Source organism: Acinetobacter sp. 'aerobic (ED)' (genome assembly GCF_904886855.1).
GTDB classification, from domain to species: domain Bacteria; phylum Pseudomonadota; class Gammaproteobacteria; order Pseudomonadales; family Moraxellaceae; genus Acinetobacter; species Acinetobacter courvalinii.
Genome location: NZ_CAJHGI010000004.1, coordinates 426684 through 444764, shown reverse-complemented (window position 1 = coordinate 444764; position 18081 = coordinate 426684). Strand labels below are relative to the sequence as shown.

At 44.9% G+C, this 18081-nt stretch carries 15 protein-coding genes; 9 read left to right on the top strand and 6 right to left on the bottom strand.

What is annotated here, in order from left to right; translation table 11 throughout:
- Nucleotides 1–68 precede the first annotated feature (68 nt).
- From JO943_RS10855 to JO943_RS10845, 3 genes are all read left to right on the top strand, one after another.
- On the top strand, nt 69–1397 hold the full coding sequence (locus JO943_RS10855; protein WP_202740768.1) for an APC family permease: 1329 nt from the start codon (nt 69–71) through the stop codon (nt 1395–1397).
- 72 nt (nt 1398–1469) lie between these two features.
- Nucleotides 1470–2555, top strand: coding sequence for an agmatine deiminase (gene aguA / locus JO943_RS10850; RefSeq protein ID WP_032874505.1), 1086 nt, complete (start codon nt 1470–1472; stop codon nt 2553–2555).
- A 458-nt stretch (nt 2556–3013) separates the two neighbouring features.
- On the top strand, nt 3014–5023 hold the full coding sequence (locus JO943_RS10845) for a ligand-gated channel protein (RefSeq protein WP_032874503.1): 2010 nt from the start codon (nt 3014–3016) through the stop codon (nt 5021–5023).
- A gap of 31 nt (nt 5024–5054) precedes the next feature.
- Here the strand turns inward: JO943_RS10845 and JO943_RS10840 are convergent, their stop codons facing one another.
- Both JO943_RS10840 and JO943_RS10835 read right to left on the bottom strand, forming a co-directional pair.
- Nucleotides 5055–6062 carry a hypothetical protein gene (locus JO943_RS10840; protein ID WP_202740767.1) on the bottom strand — a complete coding sequence of 336 codons (1008 nt, stop codon included), beginning with the start codon at nt 6060–6062 and terminating at the stop codon, nt 5055–5057.
- A 25-nt stretch (nt 6063–6087) separates the two neighbouring features.
- A complete protein-coding gene (locus tag JO943_RS10835; protein WP_202740766.1) occupies nt 6088–7101 on the bottom strand; it encodes an alpha/beta fold hydrolase in 1014 nt (337 codons plus the stop codon).
- A gap of 236 nt (nt 7102–7337) precedes the next feature.
- On the opposite strand from JO943_RS10835, the gene JO943_RS10830 reads away from it, so the two are divergent.
- The gene (locus JO943_RS10830; RefSeq protein ID WP_005231802.1) at nt 7338–7952 is read left to right on the top strand and encodes a carbonic anhydrase; all 615 of its coding nucleotides are present in this window, start codon (nt 7338–7340) and stop codon (nt 7950–7952) included.
- A 106-nt stretch (nt 7953–8058) separates the two neighbouring features.
- Nucleotides 8059–8499 (top strand): AAC(6')-Ighjkrstuvwx family aminoglycoside N-acetyltransferase, encoded by a 441-nt coding sequence (aac(6')-I, locus tag JO943_RS10825; protein WP_202740765.1) that lies wholly within the window; start codon nt 8059–8061, stop codon nt 8497–8499.
- Between the two features lie 27 nt (nt 8500–8526).
- Here aac(6')-I and JO943_RS10820 read toward each other — a convergent pair whose 3' ends face one another.
- Complete coding sequence (locus JO943_RS10820; protein WP_171067753.1) at nt 8527–9150, bottom strand: arylesterase; 624 nt, start codon at nt 9148–9150, stop codon at nt 8527–8529.
- Nucleotides 9151–9192: 42 nt separating this feature from the next.
- On the opposite strand from JO943_RS10820, the gene JO943_RS10815 reads away from it, so the two are divergent.
- Nucleotides 9193–9897, top strand: coding sequence for an ABC transporter ATP-binding protein (locus JO943_RS10815; protein ID WP_202740764.1), 705 nt, complete (start codon nt 9193–9195; stop codon nt 9895–9897).
- Entirely contained in the window at nt 9894–12380 is a 2487-nt protein-coding gene (locus tag JO943_RS10810; RefSeq protein WP_202740763.1) for an ABC transporter permease, read from the top strand. Before JO943_RS10815 ends, JO943_RS10810 begins: the two co-directional genes overlap by 4 nt.
- On the opposite strand, the gene JO943_RS10805 is transcribed toward JO943_RS10810, so the two are convergent.
- Nucleotides 12377–13183 carry a rhomboid family intramembrane serine protease gene (locus JO943_RS10805; protein WP_202740762.1) on the bottom strand — a complete coding sequence of 269 codons (807 nt, stop codon included), beginning with the start codon at nt 13181–13183 and terminating at the stop codon, nt 12377–12379. The genes JO943_RS10810 and JO943_RS10805 overlap by 4 nt on opposite strands.
- Nucleotides 13184–13255: 72 nt before the next feature.
- Between JO943_RS10805 and mtgA the strand changes: the two genes are divergently transcribed.
- Both mtgA and ppk1 read left to right on the top strand, forming a co-directional pair.
- Nucleotides 13256–13930, top strand: a complete 675-nt coding sequence (gene mtgA, locus JO943_RS10800) for a monofunctional biosynthetic peptidoglycan transglycosylase (protein ID WP_005231795.1) — start codon at nt 13256–13258, stop codon at nt 13928–13930.
- A 113-nt stretch (nt 13931–14043) separates the two neighbouring features.
- Nucleotides 14044–16122 (top strand): polyphosphate kinase 1, encoded by a 2079-nt coding sequence (gene ppk1, locus JO943_RS10795; RefSeq protein ID WP_005231793.1) that lies wholly within the window; start codon nt 14044–14046, stop codon nt 16120–16122.
- Between the two features lie 53 nt (nt 16123–16175).
- Here the strand turns inward: ppk1 and JO943_RS10790 are convergent, their stop codons facing one another.
- Nucleotides 16176–17219, bottom strand: a complete 1044-nt coding sequence (locus JO943_RS10790; protein WP_005231791.1) for an NAD(P)H-dependent flavin oxidoreductase — start codon at nt 17217–17219, stop codon at nt 16176–16178.
- A gap of 119 nt (nt 17220–17338) precedes the next feature.
- The gene (locus JO943_RS10785; RefSeq protein WP_005231789.1) at nt 17339–18040 is read right to left on the bottom strand and encodes a VIT family protein; all 702 of its coding nucleotides are present in this window, start codon (nt 18038–18040) and stop codon (nt 17339–17341) included.
- Between the last annotated feature and the right edge of the window lie 41 nt (nt 18041–18081).

The following is an 18081-nucleotide window of genomic DNA, read 5'->3' as shown; positions in this document are numbered from 1 at the left end:
GTATCACTATCCAAGATGAATAAAAAAAGCACTGCGAAAGTGTTTGCATTGATGCAGGAGAAACATGCATGGAAAGCGAAAACAACCGAAAAGGGCTGTCATTGTGGCAAGTGGTTGTCATTGGTGTGGCTTATATGGCTCCAGCCACTGTATTTGATACTTTTGGTATTATTTCAAGAGTTACCGAGGGACGGGTTCCTCTGGCTTATATTCTGGCTTTATTTGCGATGCTATTAACTGCATTTAGCTATGCACGCTTTAGTAAACTGACACCAAAATCAGGATCGGCTTATACCTATACCACTGAAACATGCGGCAAGACAGCGGGTTTTTTTGTGGGCTGGTGCTCGCTGATTGACTATCTACTGATTCCGTTGGTCAATGTTTTACTCGCCTCATTTTATCTTAATGCATTGATGCCCGATATTTCCTATACCACCTGGGTGGTGATCATGGTCGGGATTATCACGCTAATCAACAGCTTTCGTATCAATATTCTGGCCAATTTTAGCTTTATCTTTATTGCAGCTACGATTTCAATGATGCTGGTGTTTATTTTTCTGGTGGTCACAGGCATGGGGCATTCGCAGGGTTATCAAAGCCTGGCGACAATCAAGCCGTTATTCAATGGTAATCCCGAATATCTGACCTTGCTGACAGGTGTGTCATTGGTCTGTTTCTCTTATTTGGGTTTTGATGCGGTCTCGACCTTAGCCCATGAAAGCCGCAATCCGACCAAGACCATTCCCCGGGCAATTATGCTGACAACCTTATTAGGTGGCCTGATTTTTATTACGGTTTCGTGGTTTGTTCAATTGTCCTTTCCGACACTGGACCAGTTTAAAAATCCAGATGAAGCCTTACCTGAAATTGCACTGTTTGTTGGAGGCGTATTTTTCCAGTCAGCCTTGCTTACCGTACAGATCATGAATGCATTTGCCTCCGGTTTGGCCTCTCATGCCAGCGCTTCACGTTTACTTTACATCATGGGGCGTGATGGTGTGTTTAACCAAAAAATATTCGGTTATGTCAATCACAGACTAGGTACGCCGTTATATTCGATTTTATTTGTAGGTTTGATTTCCCTGTTAGCGATTACCGTTGATCTGGCAACCGTGGTGAGTCTGGTCAGTTTTGGTGCCTTGATTGCATTTACCATGGTGAACTTCTCTGTATTCATGAAATTCTTTGTGCTTCGTAAAGAGCGTACGGGCTTGAAAAACATTTTCTTCAATTTGCTGCTACCACTGGTTTCGGTACTGTGCCTATTAGGTTTATGGGTACATCTGGAAAAATCGGCACTGGAATTTGGAGGCGTGTGGCTATTGGCTGGGGTTTTACTGCTGCTTTATAAGCGTATCCGCAAACAGCCGCTCTCGTTTGGGGCCACCACTTAAACCGTTTTAAACAATTGATTTGATCAATGTAGATTTGACTTCAAAAGATATGAACATATGGAGATAGACAATATGGAACAGAATGCGACAACCCCAAATCAGCAAGGTTTTAGCATGCCCGGCGAGTGGTCTGCACAAGAAGCAGTATGGATGATCTGGCCGTATCGTACGGATAACTGGCGTGGCAATGGCGCACCTGCACAACAGGCTTTTGCCCAGGTTGCGGCTGCAATTGCCCAGAAAACGCCAGTATTTATGGCTGTTCCTCAAGCAGAAATGGAAAAAGCACGTCAAGTTATGCCTGCACAGGTCACACTGGTGGAAATGGAAAGTGATGATGCCTGGACACGTGATACGGGACCAACCATTGTCAAGAATGCGCAAGGCCAGAAAAAAGCCATCAACTGGGTATTTAATGCATGGGGTGGGGAAAATGGCGGATTGTATTTCCCATGGGATCAGGATCAGTTGATTGCAGGCAAGATTTCAGCACAGCACGGCATTGACACTTACTCGACACCGCTGATTTTAGAGGGTGGGGCCATTCATGTGGATGGTGAAGGCACATTGTTGACCACCGCAGAATGCTTGCTGAATCCAAACCGAAATCCACATCTGACTCAGGCCCAGATTGAAAATATTCTGCAAGAATGTTTGGGTGTCACCACTTTCATCTGGTTGCCTCAAGGTGTATTTAATGATGAAACCGATGGGCATGTTGATAATATGTGCTGCTTTGTCCGTCCTGGTGAAGTGGCATTGCACTGGACAGATGATCTCAATGATCCGCAATACGCACGTTCACAAGCTGCATTACAAGTACTGGAAAATACAAAGGATGCAAAAGGCCGTCAATTGAAAGTGTGGAAGTTGCCATCTCCCGGGCCACTGTATGCCAGTGGAAACGAGACGATCGATATTGATAAGGGCAATGCCATTGAACGTTTTGAAGGTAATCGTCTGGCGGGCTCTTATGTCAATTACCTGATTAGTAACCAGCAGATTATTTTCCCGTTACTGGATGAACGTACTGATGAACAGGCGAAGGCATTGTTCCAGCAGATGTATCCAGACTATCTGATCACAGGTGTTCCTGCGCGCGAAATCTTACTCGGTGGCGGCAATATTCACTGCATTACTCAGCAAATTCCGGCTTAAGTCACGATGCGACATGCAAGTTGAAACGTGGTCCAGATATGGGGCGCGCTTTTCAACTTGCGCAATCAAAAAACAACGTAATATGCATAAAAATTACTAGAAAAGTATCATAATTTTAAAGAAGCGATTTAAGCTATAAAACGTCTTTAAATTTGAACAGCTTGAGTCAGCCGACCATTTCAATAACAGCTAGCTTCTAACCCAGACTTCATCATTAACTTTTTACTTAAATGTAATCAGATCATTGTTAAATAAAATGAATGATTTGGAATCATTATTTTTGACTGAAAGTTAAAAATTTAAACTGGTTTGCCTCAATTGATAAGCTATCGGCAAACAATTAAAAATGAACATATAAATAATAATAATTATCATTTATATTGAGTTTTATTTGTTTTTTGTTAGAATTCCCATAAATTTTAAGCAATCTTTAAGATATCTCTGAATCGGGTGGGAATATGTCCAACAAAATAGCACGTCAATCACTCCTCACTATTTCCGTATTGGGCGGTATGATGGCGCTTGCACAGGCAGCAGAAATTCAGGTCAATAAAGAGCCTGTACAACTGGAAAAGATTGTTGTCACGGCAAGTGGATTTGAGCAGGACATTAAAAAAGCAGCAGCCTCTATTTCTGTGCTTACACAAGAAGAAATGAATAAAAAAGCATATCGTGATGTGACCGATGCACTGAAAGATGTTCCAGGTGTGGTGGTGACAGGAGGCGGTAGCTCAAGTGATATCAGTATCCGTGGTATGGGCAGTGCCTATACCGTGATTATGGTTGATGGCAAAAAAGTAAATTCACGTTCAGTACGTCCAAATAGTGATAACTCAGGCATTGAGCAAGGCTGGTTACCGAATATTGGCGCTATTGAACGCATTGAAGTGATCCGTGGACCAATGTCTGGCTTATATGGTTCAGATGCGATGGGTGGTGTGATTAACATTATTACCAAGAAAAATGTAACTGAGTGGACGGGTTCGATCAAGCTTGATACCACGTTGCAGGAAAATTCTGACTCAGGTAATCAATATCAAACCAATGCTTATATTGCAGGTCCTCTAATCGCCAATCTATTATCGTTTAAAGCCAATGGTCTTTATTCGCAACGTGATGAAGATGAAATCTATGGGGGGTATAGCAAGCAAAAAATTCGCGCAGGTGGAGCTGCATTTAGCCTGACCCCCAATGATGATCACACCATTGATCTGGAGTACCAGCGTTCTATTCAAAACCGCGATGCAACCGTTGGCAAGAGTATTTCTCCAATACAAACAGGTCGAAATCCACCAGCAAACTCATTCTCAGACTACTATCGTACCGAATATAGCTTAACGCATCGTGGAAAAATTGGAGCAGTAGAAACACATTCCTATATTCAGCGTGAAGAGAATGAAAATCCATCACGGAATATGGAAGCGATCAATACTACATTTAATACCATCAATAAAATTAATTTTGATCGTCATAGTTTGAGCTTTGGCGGGATGTACCTCAAAGAAGAATTAGATGACAAAGGTAATCAGCTAAGCGTTGGTGGGGCAAAACCTGTTTCCAATCTTGATCGTTATAGCTGGGCATTATTTGCGGAAAATGCCTGGAATATTGTCGATGATTTCACTTTAACCAGTTCACTGCGTTTAGATAAAGATGAAAAATTTGGTGATCATTGGAGTCCGAAAGTCTATGGCGTTTGGGGGCTGAATGATAATTGGGTGATTAAAGGTGGTGTCTCAACAGGTTATAAAACACCAGCACTGCGTGCAACCGTTGCAGAGTGGGGGCAGGCAACAGGTGGTGGGCAAAGTAAAGGTGTGATTGTTGGCAATCCGAACCTAAAACCTGAAAAAAGTGTGAACTATGAAATGTCCTTTAACTGGGACAATTTAGATAATCTAACTGCAGGTCTTACACTATTCAATAGTGAGTTTAAAGACAAGATCACTGAAATCAGAACCTGTCAGGGGGCATCTGGATCAATGGGCTGTGACTGGCTGGGTGAGAAGTTTGACTTTGTCAGCCTGCGTGAGAACGTGGATAAAGCCAGTATGCGTGGTGCAGAAGCAACCTTTGGCTGGAAAGTCCTCCCAAATGTGAACTTGAGTGCGAATTATACCTTCACGGATACTGAGCAAAAGAGTGGCGCGAATAAAGGTAAACCTTTAAATGAAATGCCTAAACACATGTTTAACACCACAGCAGATTGGGAAATTAACGATCAATTCTCAAGCTGGGGCCGTGTGAATTACCGCAGTAAAACTTCGGATTACTTAAGCCGTACAGCCATGGCCAAAGGTAAACCGGCTTATACGATGGTGGATGTTGGAGTGAACTATAAGCCAACGCAAAATATTGCGGTTGCTGCAGGCATTTACAATCTATTTGATAAAGAGATTGATACTGCGACCTATAACTATGTGTTAGATGGCCGCCGTTATAATCTTGGTGTGACCTATAGCTTCTAGAATTTGAAGGGAAGGGTAAGGTTTTAAGGCCTTATCCTTCTACATTTAAGATATGTACGACTTGATGCGAATAATAAAACTTTTCTAAATAAGGGCGGGCACGCTCACGTAAATAACCTGTCTCGATTACCTGTTGCAGTACAGGGATAAGTAATTGACTGAGTTCATGTTCAATCAATGCCTCATCAATATTCAGGTCACGTAATAAAAGATCAAAAGTCCGTTCCTGATTACGTGCGTACCAGGCATAGACGCCATCATGCACTTGTTGTTTCAGATAAGGTGTTTGACGAATATGCTCCCAGATTTCGTGTCCCATCTCGACGGTTTTTGGTAAGTCGTGTACTTCAATATAATTCCGCAATACCGATAAGGGCATGACTTTAATTTTATGCCAGAGATTGGCCTGAAAATGATAGAGCTTGTCATCATTAAAGTGCTGGTTGAGTACTCTTTCACTCATTCGACTGATTTTTAAAATATTTTTTTGCAGATAATGAGCAATGGTCTGGTTCAGGTTGGAATCGGTCACTGTTTCTAAAACCGATTTGCCCATTTTCATAAAATGCCCGACACCAGGAACGCGCTTTGACATCACTGAATTATCCAGATAATCCTGAATCGAGTGCTGGATTAACTGGCTAATCAATGCTGAGAACGCGGGATTGTTCACCACGGTTTTGATTAAACGCTGGCGATGGCCACTTTTACTGGCCACATACTGCGCAATCGAATCTACGGTAAGAACAGGAATAACATCTTCAATGGTGGTCTGCTCGTTAACGGGATGAATCAGGGCAAAACGGATATGCTCCGCAATCTGCTCAACCAGAAAGGCACTTGCAGGTGTCGCAAGAATCTGTTTTTCAATCAGGTTAAAAATTTGTTCAAAAGACCAGAGTTGCTGTAACGGTTGCAAGCGTAACCAATGATAGAACTGTTTAAATTCAGTTTGAATGGTGTCTGGCTGAGCAAACTCATGTTCAAGAAAGTCGAGCTGTGCATCAATCAGTTGTTCTATCATTGGATGTTTAGACATATATTCTCAAATCGCTAAATTAAGTTTATTGCGCTGGAGCCGCAGCAGTTTTTTGTGCCTGAATCTTGCTCAGGAACGGCAGATATTGCTGAACCACCAGTTGATCTGCTTCCAGAATCGGCATATGGCCGACATTGTCCAGAATGACAGGCGCCTGGGCATTTTTCAGTAATGCTTTTAATTCAGGGACGACTTCGACATTGACGATTTTATCCTGCTTGCCCCATAAGATCAGGGTCGGTGCATCAATCGATCTTGCCAGCAAGGCAAATGAATCCGGGGTATAGAGCTTGTTCAAGGCAATCACCTGATCGACCATTTTCTGGGTCTGCTCAACCTGACCAATCATCATTTTTTCTTGAGCCTGAGCAATTTCCTTCGGAATGAACGGCGGAGTAAACATGGCTTGTTGCATCAGGAAATTGAAATCTCCTTTCTTGCTCACAATCATGTTTTTCACCTGATTTGGATCTTTTAAATAAGGTGTTGTTGCGGCCTTATAGACACCTGCTGCATCAATCAGGAAAAGACTCTTGGTTTCAAAGGGATATTGGCCCGCATAGAGCATGGCAATTGAACCGCCCAGTGAATGACCGGCAATATGTGCAGGTCCGGTCAGATTGGCGGCTTCCACAAAACGGCGTAATTTTTCGGTGACATTCGGCACAGAATAGTCAAAATCCTTTGGAACCAGTGTTTCACCGCTGGCTGGTAAATCCGGAATGATGACGTGGTAATTTGCTGTGAGGGCGCGTGCGACACGGTTCCAGTTGTCACGACTGCCTGCCAGACCATGAATTAAAATAATAATAGGCTTGCCGGCTTGACCGCCTTCACTATAAGACCAGGTGATATCACCCACTTTTAAGGTTTTGCTTTGTAAACCAGCCCAGGCACGTTCTTGCTGCAACAGGTTTTGAAAGCTCATTTCTATTTCGGCAGCTTGAGTTGTACTTACTGCGAGTGTGCTTAAGCTACAGGCCAGTAACGCAGCACCAAACGTCTTGCGCAAAGGTTGGGCAAATCGGGTATTGATCATCTTTGTTTAATCCTTGATCTATTTTTAAACCAATTGATTATTGAGGAAGAGACGACGTGAGTCATTTGCATAATCTACAGATGTATGGAAATTCTTGCCAATGAATTCAGCAATTTTCCGCTATTTTAGCGTTCAAAAGATTAGCAAGTATGCTGATCGTTTCTATTTTTGTCAGTGACTTTCAAACGGGCGCACATTAAACTGTTGCCTCAGGTCAATCACACATGGATATACACATGCTCACCGCACAAGAAGCATTAGAACGTTTAAAAGCTGGTAATGCCCGTTTTGTAAAAGGAGAAGCAGTTCAACAAAAATTGTTATCTCACCAAGAACGTGCCGAGATGGCTAGTGATCAAAATCCTTTTGCAATTGTTTTAGGCTGTTCTGATTCACGTGTACCTGCTGAAATGGTTTTTGACCAAGGCTTGGGTGACTTGTTCGTGATTCGTGTGGCAGGCAATATTGTGGCACCTTCACAGGTCGGCAGTGTTGAATTCGCTGCAGAGCGTTACGATTGCGCCGTGGTGGTGGTGCTGGGACATAGCCATTGTGGCGCGATTCAAGCCACGATTGATACCTTGATGAACCCTGATCAGCCGCCTTCATCGAATTTAATGTCGATCGTCAACCGTGTCCGTCCTTCGGTTGAAATACTGATGCAAACCGAACTCAAAAATGATTTGAAAAAATTGTCTGCACATGCGGTCCGTTCAAACGTATTTGCTTCTGTGAATCAGCTCCGTCACGGTTCAGCTGTGCTGGAAAGCCTGATTGAAAAGGGCAAAATGATTGTGGTTGGTGCAGAATATTCACTCGAAACCGGTGAAGTTTCTTTTTTTGATTTCTAAGGATCAGGGCGAGTTTTAACTCGCCCTATTCAATCGGGTTTACGCTTAAACTTTATGGTTTATTGAATTAAAATAAATACTCAGGCGATAAAAGGGCAGAATCGATATGAAAATCATGCCTGTAACCGAGCCTTTCCTGGCCGACTGGCTGCAATTAAGACGATTACTCTGGCCAGATCATGAAGACGCGCATTTACTGGAAATGCGGCAGTTACTCGAACAACCACATACTTTGCAATTATTAAGCTATAACGATCAGCAGCAAGCAATTGCCATGCTGGAAGCCTCGATTCGATATGAATATGTAAATGGCACACAAACTTCACCGGTGGCTTTTCTGGAAGGCATTTATGTGTTGCCAGAGTATCGACGTTCAGGTGTTGTTAGCGCGTTGGTACAGCAGGTAGAACACTGGGCCAAGCAGTTTGCATGTACCGAATTTGCTTCGGATGCTGCGCTGGATAATACGATCAGTCATGCCATGCATCGCGCGCTGGGCTTTCAGGAAACCGAGCGTGTGGTTTATTTTAAGAAAAACATCAGTTGAAATCGTCAATTTCTTCAAAGGCGCGGTTTATAACGCACCTTTGATATAAGGATAAGCCAGATTCAGCATCAGGGGTTGTGCTTTCGCATTCGGATGGATCTGGTCGTTCTGGATCAAGTGCTTCTGTCCTGCGACGCCGTCAAGAAAGAATGGCAGTAATTTCACTTTATATTGCTGGCTGACCAGCTTGTAATTATTTTCAAAGGCCTTGCTATAAGCGGTGCCATAATTCGGTGGTATTTTCATCCCGAACAGTAAAACATGGGCTTTCTGTTTCTGACTCAACTGCACCAGCTGGGCAAGATTGTTTTGAATCATTTGTGGAGGCTGACCGCGCAAGCCATCATTGCCACCCAGTTCAATCACCACCACTTCCGGCCGATAGGTTTGCAATAATTTTGGCAGTCTGGCCAGTGCGCCGCTGGTGGTTTCGCCGCTGACACTTGCATTGACCACCTTGTGCTGTTTCGGATACTGTTGGTCTAAACGTTGTTGTAACAAGTGAACCCAACCTTGTTTTGCATCTATGCCATAACCTGCGCTCAGGCTATCACCCAAAATTAAAATAGTCTTTGCTGAAACCAGTGTCGGGATCAAGCAGACACTGATCATTGCAAGCGTTTTAGATACTGACAAGATAACTTTAGATATTTGCATTGCACTTCAAATTTGTCCTAAAGGATACGTGACATCATGCCACAACCGATTATTTCTGCCCAAAAAGTTACACAAAAGATTCAAATTAATCAGCAAAGTTTAACGATTTTAAAAGAGATCGATTTGGATATTTATCCAGGCGAACAGATTGCCATTACCGGTCGCTCAGGTTCAGGCAAATCAACCTTATTGGGCATCCTGGCAACGCTTGATCGTCCCAGCGCCGGGGAGTTATGGGTATGTGGGCAGGCAGTGCACAGCTTGTCTGAAGAGCAGCGTGCACAGGTTCGTCTGGAAAATATCGGTTTTGTATTTCAGTCTTTTCAGCTATTGCCGCAGCTCAGTGCACTGGAAAATGTCATGTTGCCCTTACGCTTACAACCTGACTTTAATTTCAGGCAGGCAGAACAGAAAGCATTGGCCTGGTTAGAACGGGTTGGGCTAGTACGTCAGGCCCAGCAAACACCGAAAGTGCTCTCGGGTGGGGAGCAGCAGCGCGTAGCCATTGCACGTGCCCTGATTGCAGAACCCAAAATTATTTTTGCCGATGAACCGACAGGTAATCTGGATGGACAAACGGCTGAAGAAATTGAACAGCTATTATTTGAGCTTAATAAAGAATTAGGAACAACTTTGGTGCTGGTGACGCATGATCAGAATCTGGCAGCTTTATGTCAACGTCATGTCAAACTGGCGGATGGTCAGATTCAGGACATCGTCAAACTTGGAGAGGGCCTATGAGTTCAGTGCTTAAGCCTCTCTTACTGCAAAGCTTTCGTACGGGAGGCTTGTATTTATTAATCATTGCCCTTTCTTTAGCGATCAGTGCCACCACAGCCCTTAAGTTTAGTAATACCCAAGTCCAAAATGCCGTAACCCTACAGGCCGCTGAAATGTTGGCTGCGGATCTGGTGCTCTACGATAAGGACCCGATTCAGACCGAATGGTCACAGCAAGCCCAAAAACTGGGTTTGCAACAGGCAGCGGTGACGGTGTTTAGTTCGATGGCGCATACCTCGGATCAGTTTGTGATGGTCAATGTCAAAGCGATTGATGCGCATTTTCCATTACGCGGTGAACTTGAAATTCAGCCCAAGTCACAAGGCCTTCAAACTGGACAGGTCTGGTTGAGCCCGCGGGCCGCTGATCTGTTACAGGCGAAAGTGGGGGATCAGGTTGCGGTAGCGGATGCTCAGTTTAAAGTAACCGGGATTATTGAACACGATGCTAATCAGGAGCTTGGCTTTTCCGGATTTTCGCCGACAGTGATGATTCATCAGGCCGATATTGCCAAAACCCATGCCGTGCAAGTGGGCAGCCGGATTGAGTATCGGTTATTGATGGCAGGGCTGCCTGAACAGGTTAGGGCTTTTAAAAACGTCTTCAGGCAACAGACCCATCCTGAAGCGATGCACGACCAGCCCGATGAGCAGCAGATGGAAGAGGATGAACAGGCTTCACTGAAATTACGCGATGCCAGCCAATCCAATACGCGCTTAATGAAACCGATTGAAAATCTGGATACCTTTTTACAGCTTGCCAATTTATTAACTATTTTGCTGTGTGGTATTGCCATTGCCTTGACCAGTCAACGTTATGTGCAACAAAATCAGGATCATATTGCCCTGATGCGCTGTCTGGGGGCAAGCAAGAGACAGATTTTGCTGGCTTATCTGGCCCTGCTTGGCATTGTCAGTGCTTTGTCGATTGGGCTGGGCAGTCTGATCGGGATTGCTTTAGGCTATGGTTTATTGCAGCTGATGTTACAGCTGATTCCACAATTACAATTGAGCTTTGCACTGGCTGATTTGCTATTTGCTTTGCCAGTCGCCATTTTTACCAGTGTGATGGTGCTGATTGGTTTTATCTTGCCCAGTATCTGGGAGTTACTCAATACCCCTCCGATTCGGGTGATCCGTCAGCAGGAGCGTTCACGTAAATCGTATATCGCCATGTTTGCAGTCGGTATTGCCAGTCTGGTGATGTTTAGTCTGGTGCTGAGTGATAATTTGCAGTTAAGTCTATGGGTGTTGGCCGCGATCTTGATATTATGTGCGGTGCTTTTTGCCGTGATCTGGTTGCTGTTAAAAGCGATCAAGCAGCTCAAGCATCCGATCTCTGCCTATGTACGCATTCCGCATCAAACTGCGCTACAGATTACTGCTTTGGCTTTGGGGCTGAGCCTGATTACGGTCTTGAGTGTCTTAAGAACAGATTTATTGCAGCGTTGGCAGCAACAATTGCCAGCAGGAACACCGAACCAGTTTGTTTATGGCTTACCGCCATTTGATATGCCGCAATTGAAACAGCAGCTTGAGCAGAATCAATGGTCGAGTACCCCACTTTATCCAAATATTCGAGGCCGGTTGGTAGCCAAAAATGGTCAGCCTTTTGCAGCAGAACTGGTCAAGCAAAATAATTCGTTGCGTCGTGAACTGAATCTGACCCAAGCCGCAGTGTATCCGAAAGATAATCTGATTACTGAGGGCAATCCAGATTTTACCCAGACGGGGCAGGTGTCGGTCGAAGTCAAACTAGCCAGGGAACTGGGAATCAGAATCGGCGATCAGCTCAGTTTCAGCTTACCCGAAGGGCCACTGAATGCGACCGTCATCAATCTGCGGAGCGTGGAATGGGAAAGTTTTAGTCCGAATTTCTTCTTTATTTTTTCACCGAAAACCATGGATGAAAATGCAGGCAGTTATTTAGGCAGCTTTTATGTCCCGCCAGCGGATCAGCCGAAAATGGTGCAATTGATTCAGCAATTTTCCAACACGGTGTTTATTGATGTCGGGCGTATTCTGGAAGAGGTGAAACGTCTGGTCAATGTTCTGGTGCAGATTGTCACGGTTCTGGCCTTGCTGGTGGGTTTATCGGGGGTACTGGTACTGATTGCCTGTTTAAATGTGCTGATGGATGAGCGCCGTAAGGAGGTGGCTTTATTGCGCTCCTTTGGTGTCGCCAAGCATAAATTAAAACGCATGCTCAGTCTGGAAATCGGTTTTATCGGTCTGCTGGCGGGTGTGGTGGCCTGTCTGTTTGCAGAGGTGATCAGTGCCATTGCCAGTTACAAGATGCAAATGGCGATTCAGTGGCATGCGCAAATCTGGCTGATTCTACCGTTGAGCATGCTAGTGGTATGTACGCTGATCGGGCGCTATCGTTTGAGTTACTTATGCGATATTCCGCCCTTACAAAGTTTAAGAGAAATGAACCAGTCTTAGAAAGTAAGCTGGTTTTGACGCAGGATTTCATTCCACAGTGGAGTAAGTCCTGTACTGAGTTGGGTGCAATAAAAATAGAATGCATAAAGCAGTAAGCTGCCCATCGTCATAGCAATGGCTTGAGCCAGTGCTTTTCTTGGCGTTTTCTGGCTGAAATACCAGGTTGCGGCCAGTAATGCCCCCATCAGCATGCCGCCAATATGCGCGGCATTGTTAATGCCTGAAACGGTGAAACCGAAGACCAGGTTAATCCCCATCACCATGAGTAATGATTTTTTATCCAGCAAAAAGCGTTGCTGGGGCAAAGGGGGAAACAGGGAAATGACCGTAAGTGCTGCACCGAGTCCCATCACTGCACCCGAAGCGCCTGCACTGATATGCGGGAGTAATTTTGGGTCAAAATGTTGTAACAGCGCGTAGCCATCGCGGATGCTCAGATAACTGGACAGGACACTGCCCATCAGGCCAGCCAGCACATACATAGCGATATAATAGCTGCGACCAAATAATTGTTCTGCCACACTGCCAAAGATATACAGTGCCCACATATTTAACATTAAATGGATCAGGCCAAAGTGAAAAAACATACTGGTGAACAAGCGTTCTGCCTGCCCGGAAAAGGTGAGCGGGGTAAAATCTGCGCCCCAGGCGATTGCATCAACAGGGGCAGGGTCGGTAATATTCACCCCTGAAAGAATCTGCCAGCCAAATAATCCGACATTGACTGCGATTAATAACGCAGTAAACCACCAAGTTTGTATTTGCAATTTTTGGTTGATTTGTGGTGGAGTCGTTTCAGTCATATGTTTAGGCTAGTGATTGATATAAAAAATAGCTTAGCATGAATTTATTGCATGATGGAGTGATGCACTTTAATGAAAGCCTTTTTAGCACGCGCAGTAATGTTGATTATCGGCGTCATTCTACTGATCCAGCTCTGGATTTTTAGTAGTCTGGTCTGGTGGCGCACCCATCCGGTCAACACCACCATGTTTATGCGTTGGGATTATTTGACCGACTTTAAACCGATCAAGCAGGAATGGCGTGACTATGACAATATCAGTGATAATTTCAAACGCGCCATTTTAGCGGGTGAGGATGCCAAGTTTATTCATCATCATGGCTTTGACTGGGCAGGGATTCAGTTTGCGCTGGAACGCAATAGCGAGAAAGGTGAACTGGTGGCGGGTGGTTCAACAGTTTCCCAGCAGTTGGCAAAAAACCTGTTTCTGTATAATAAACGTTCTTTTATTCGCAAAGGCCAGGAAGCAGTGGCCACCTGGATGATGGAGCGGATGTGGTCAAAACGACGCATTCTGGAAGTGTATATGAACTCGGTTGAGTTTGGCCAAAACATCTATGGAGTTGAGGCGGCAGCCCAGTTTTATTATGGTAAAAGCTCTAAAAGTTTAACCCGGGAGCAGGCTGCATTTTTAGCCGCGCTGTTGCCCAATCCAAAGTATTATCAGGACAACCGCAATGACCGTAAGCTGCAATATCGCAAGCGGGTGATCCTAAAATATATGAACGGCATACAACTTCCGCAATAATTCACCAAATTTTAAAAAAAAGCCCAATATTTTGGGCTTTTTTACCAAATTGACATAATTTTGCAGCATACTTAAATCATCACTTGATGAATGATAAAGCAACAAGGTTGGGTATGAATACTGCAGTGACGACAACAACGCCAATAGAATATAGTTACAACGATCGTTATATCAATCGTGAGCTTTCGATTCTCGATTTCCATTTACGTGTACTGGAACAGGCTGTCGATCCACTTCATCCATTATTAGAGCGGATGAACTTCCTTTTGATCTTTTCACGCAATCTGGACGAATTCTTTGAGATCCGTGTTGCGGGCATGATGGAACAACTGACCTTGGGCAATGAAAGCCGCACGCCAGATGGCTTGACCCCAAAGCAGGTTCTGGAACAGATTTCTAAAACCACGCATGCTGCAATTGAACGCCAGTACCGCATATTAAATGAAGAAATCCTGCCGAAATTACGTAAAGAAGATATTTGCTTCCTGCGTCGTGGTGAATTAACACCGGCACAATCGGCTTGGATCAAAAAATATTTCCATGAGCAGGTTGCACCTGTGCTTACGCCTATCAGCCTGGACCCGGCCCATCCGTTCCCGCGACTGGTCAATAAAAGTCTGAACTTTATTGTCACGCTGGAAGGGAAGGATGCTTTTGGTCGTCAAATTGATCTGGCTGTTGTACCTGCGCCACGTTCATTACCGCGTGTAGTCCGTTTGCCTGACGAATTGACCGATGGTAAAGAACATCACGTGATGCTTTCGGCGATTATTCATGAACATATTTCTGATCTGTTCCCGGGTATGACTGCAACGGGTTGCTATCAATTCCGTGTCACCCGTAATGCCGATCTGGCCTTGAACGAAGATGTTGAAGATTTGGCAAAAGCGCTGAAAGGTGAGTTGAGCTCGCGCCGTTTTGGTCGTGCGGTCCGTCTGGAAGTGACCCATAACTGTCCAAAACATATTTATGAGTATCTGCTTGATGAGTTCGACCTAAACGAAGAACAGTTGTATCGCGTTGACGGCCCTGTCAACTTGGCACGTTTATTATCCAACTTTAAACGTCCACATTTGCGTTATGACTCGCATACGCCTGTGATTCCAAAAGCCTTTAAAAAGTCGGAAAGTATTTTTGCAGCCATGCAAAAGCAGGACATTTTATTGCACCATCCTTTTGAATCCTTCGCCCCAGTAATTCAACTGTTGCGTGAAGCTGCGCGTGATCCGCAAGTGCTGGCGATCAAGCAAACCCTGTATCGTAGTGGCGCAGACTCGGAAATCGTGCAGGTGCTTGCCGAAGCTGCACGGAATGGGAAAGAAGTCACAGCAGTAATTGAATTACGTGCCCGCTTTGATGAAGAATCCAATATCGAAGTGGCCAATGTGTTGCAGGAAGCGGGTGCCGTGGTGGTGTATGGCATCGTTGGTTATAAAACCCATGCCAAAATGATTCTGGTGGTGCGCCGTGAAAATAATAAACTGGTGCGTTATGTGCATTTAGGTACAGGCAACTATCATGCAACCAATGCCCGTATCTATACCGACTATGGTTTAATGACCACGGATAAAGACCTGTGTGAAGACGTGCATCGTATTTTTCAGGAATTGACCGGCATGGGTAAAATGGCCAAGCCGAAAAAGTTACTGCATGCGCCATTCACTTTACATGCGCAGTTGATTAATTATATCGATGACGAAATTGCCAACGCTAAGGAAGGCAAACCTGCACAGATCATTATTAAAGTGAATGCCTTAACTGAAGTTCAGTTGATTAATAAATTGTATGAAGCCTCACAAGCGGGTGTGCAGGTCGACCTGATCATTCGTTCAATCTGCTGTTTACGTCCAGGTTTACCGAATCTGTCGGAAAATATTCGCGTGCGTTCGATTGTCGGGCGTTTTCTGGAACATACCCGGGTTTATTATTTCAGTAATAACGGTAATCCGCGTATTTACGGTTCAAGTGCTGACTGGATGGACCGTAACCTGTTTAACCGTGTTGAAGCCTGTTTCCCGATTGAAGAGCCGACCTTGAAAAAGCGGATCTATCAACAGGGCTTACTCAACTATCTCAAAGACAATCAGCAAGCCTGGTTGTTACAAGGAGACGGGGTGTGGGAACGTGCACGACCTGTAGAAGGTGAAGCGCCACATAATGCCCAGCAGACCTTGCTGGAAGCCATTAAATAACCTGAAAAAGCAAAAAGCCGATCCTGATAGGTCGGCTTTTTTATACATGAAATTTAGTTGGTTTTTATTTCCAGCACCAGTTGATTGACAAGATCGGCGGCCTCTAACTCTCTGATTTGTGCCACATTACTCCCAGCCCAAAACGCGCCATAACTGAAATCATGCTGTGCACTGGCAATGCTCATCAACTGCTTGGCCAAGTCATAGGTATATGGGTATTGCGGGGTTGCAGGACGATTCGGTGTATCAATCTGGGTATGCCAAGTCCCAATCAAGCCACGTGCCGGACGACCGGAAAGACTAGCGCTAATCTGGGTAATGCTTTGACTGAACAATGCTTTGCGATAGGCGGCATTGGCACTGGAACTTTTACATTGCACAAAGGCGGTACCTAGCTGGACTGCTGAAGCGCCACGATTCAACATCTCTTTGGCCTGTTCGCCATTCATGATCCCGCCAGCGGCAATCACTGGACGATCGCAGTGTGTGGTAATCAGTTGAACCAGATCGCTGGTTTTAATTGCAGCATCAAAATGTTGATTGAAAATCCCGCGATGCCCACCAGCCTCAATGCCTTGCGCAATAATAATATCAATCCCCGCTGCTTCAATCGCTTGAGCTTCAAGTAAATTGGTTGCGGAAACCATGGTGATGATACCTGCTTGCTTCAAAGCCTGAATTTGATGCGGATGAGGAATACCAAAGTGAAAACTGACCGCCTTGGGACGGGTTTGCAGCACTACATTCAGGAAGTCATCATTGTCTAGAAAGCTTGGATAAATACAGTGAAGTGCGGTTGGCGCTTCTGCAGCGAATTTCTCAAATTGGGGACGAAGATAATCAATCCATTGCCGGGCAATTTCGGGGTCAAGTTGTTCAGATTGATGGCAAAAGAAGTTGACCTGAAAAGGGTGATCGGTCAACTCTTGTGTCTTCAAAATTTGTGCTTTGGCTGTTTCAGGAGTATTGGCCCCCAGACCTAAAGACCCGAATGCACCTTGATTGGACACTTCAGCGGCAAGTTCCGGTGTGGAAACCCCAGCCATCGGCGCAAGCAAAATCGGATGTTTTATTTCTAATAATTCTAAAATCGACATGATCAATGACTCATTGCATTTTTAATCACCTTAACGTAAAAACAAAAAGGCTTGCAAATAATAATCGCTATTTAATTATTGAATATAGGTACTATTTTCAATAGGTCAACATCTTCGGTTTAAATCGGGGTGACATTAAACAGGGAACCGACCCAGCTGGAAAATGCCATGGCCAGCATGCCCCATAAGCTAATCCGCAGACTGCCTTTCAGCAGGGAAGTGCGGGCAAAGTAACTGGACAATGCTCCCAAGAGCGCCAATGCAATAATCCCGGTAATTAATACAGCGGATGCAATCCAGCGGTCTGGACTGAGCAAGATCGCCAGCATCGGTAAGGCCGCACCACAAGAGAACGATGCGGCAGAAGAAAGCGCCGCCTGAACGGGATTGGCGGCGGTATTTTCATGGATGCCAATTTCATCCCGTGCATGTGCACCCAGCGCATCATGCTCGGTCAGCTGTCTGGCCACTTCATGTGCGAGTTCCGGATTTAAACCGCGTGAGATATAAATCTGGGTCAGTTCCTTGAGTTCGGCATGCGGGTTGTTTTCCAGTTCTCGGGCCTCAAAACGCAGGTCGGATTTTTCAATATCTTCCTGGGACTTGACTGAAATATATTCGCCTGCCGCCATAGAGGTCGCACCAGAGATCAGCCCAGCGATACAGGTGATCAATAAGGTATGCGAGCTGGCACCACTGGCTGCCATCCCCATAATCAGGCTGGTCACCGAAATGATGCCATCATTGGCGCCGAGTACAGCCGCACGCAGCCAGCCTGAGCGTTGCATGACATGAGGTTCTGCATGATGTGAAAAAGACATAATCCTACTCGTTTAAATTTATTTAATCTGTTCAGGCCTGG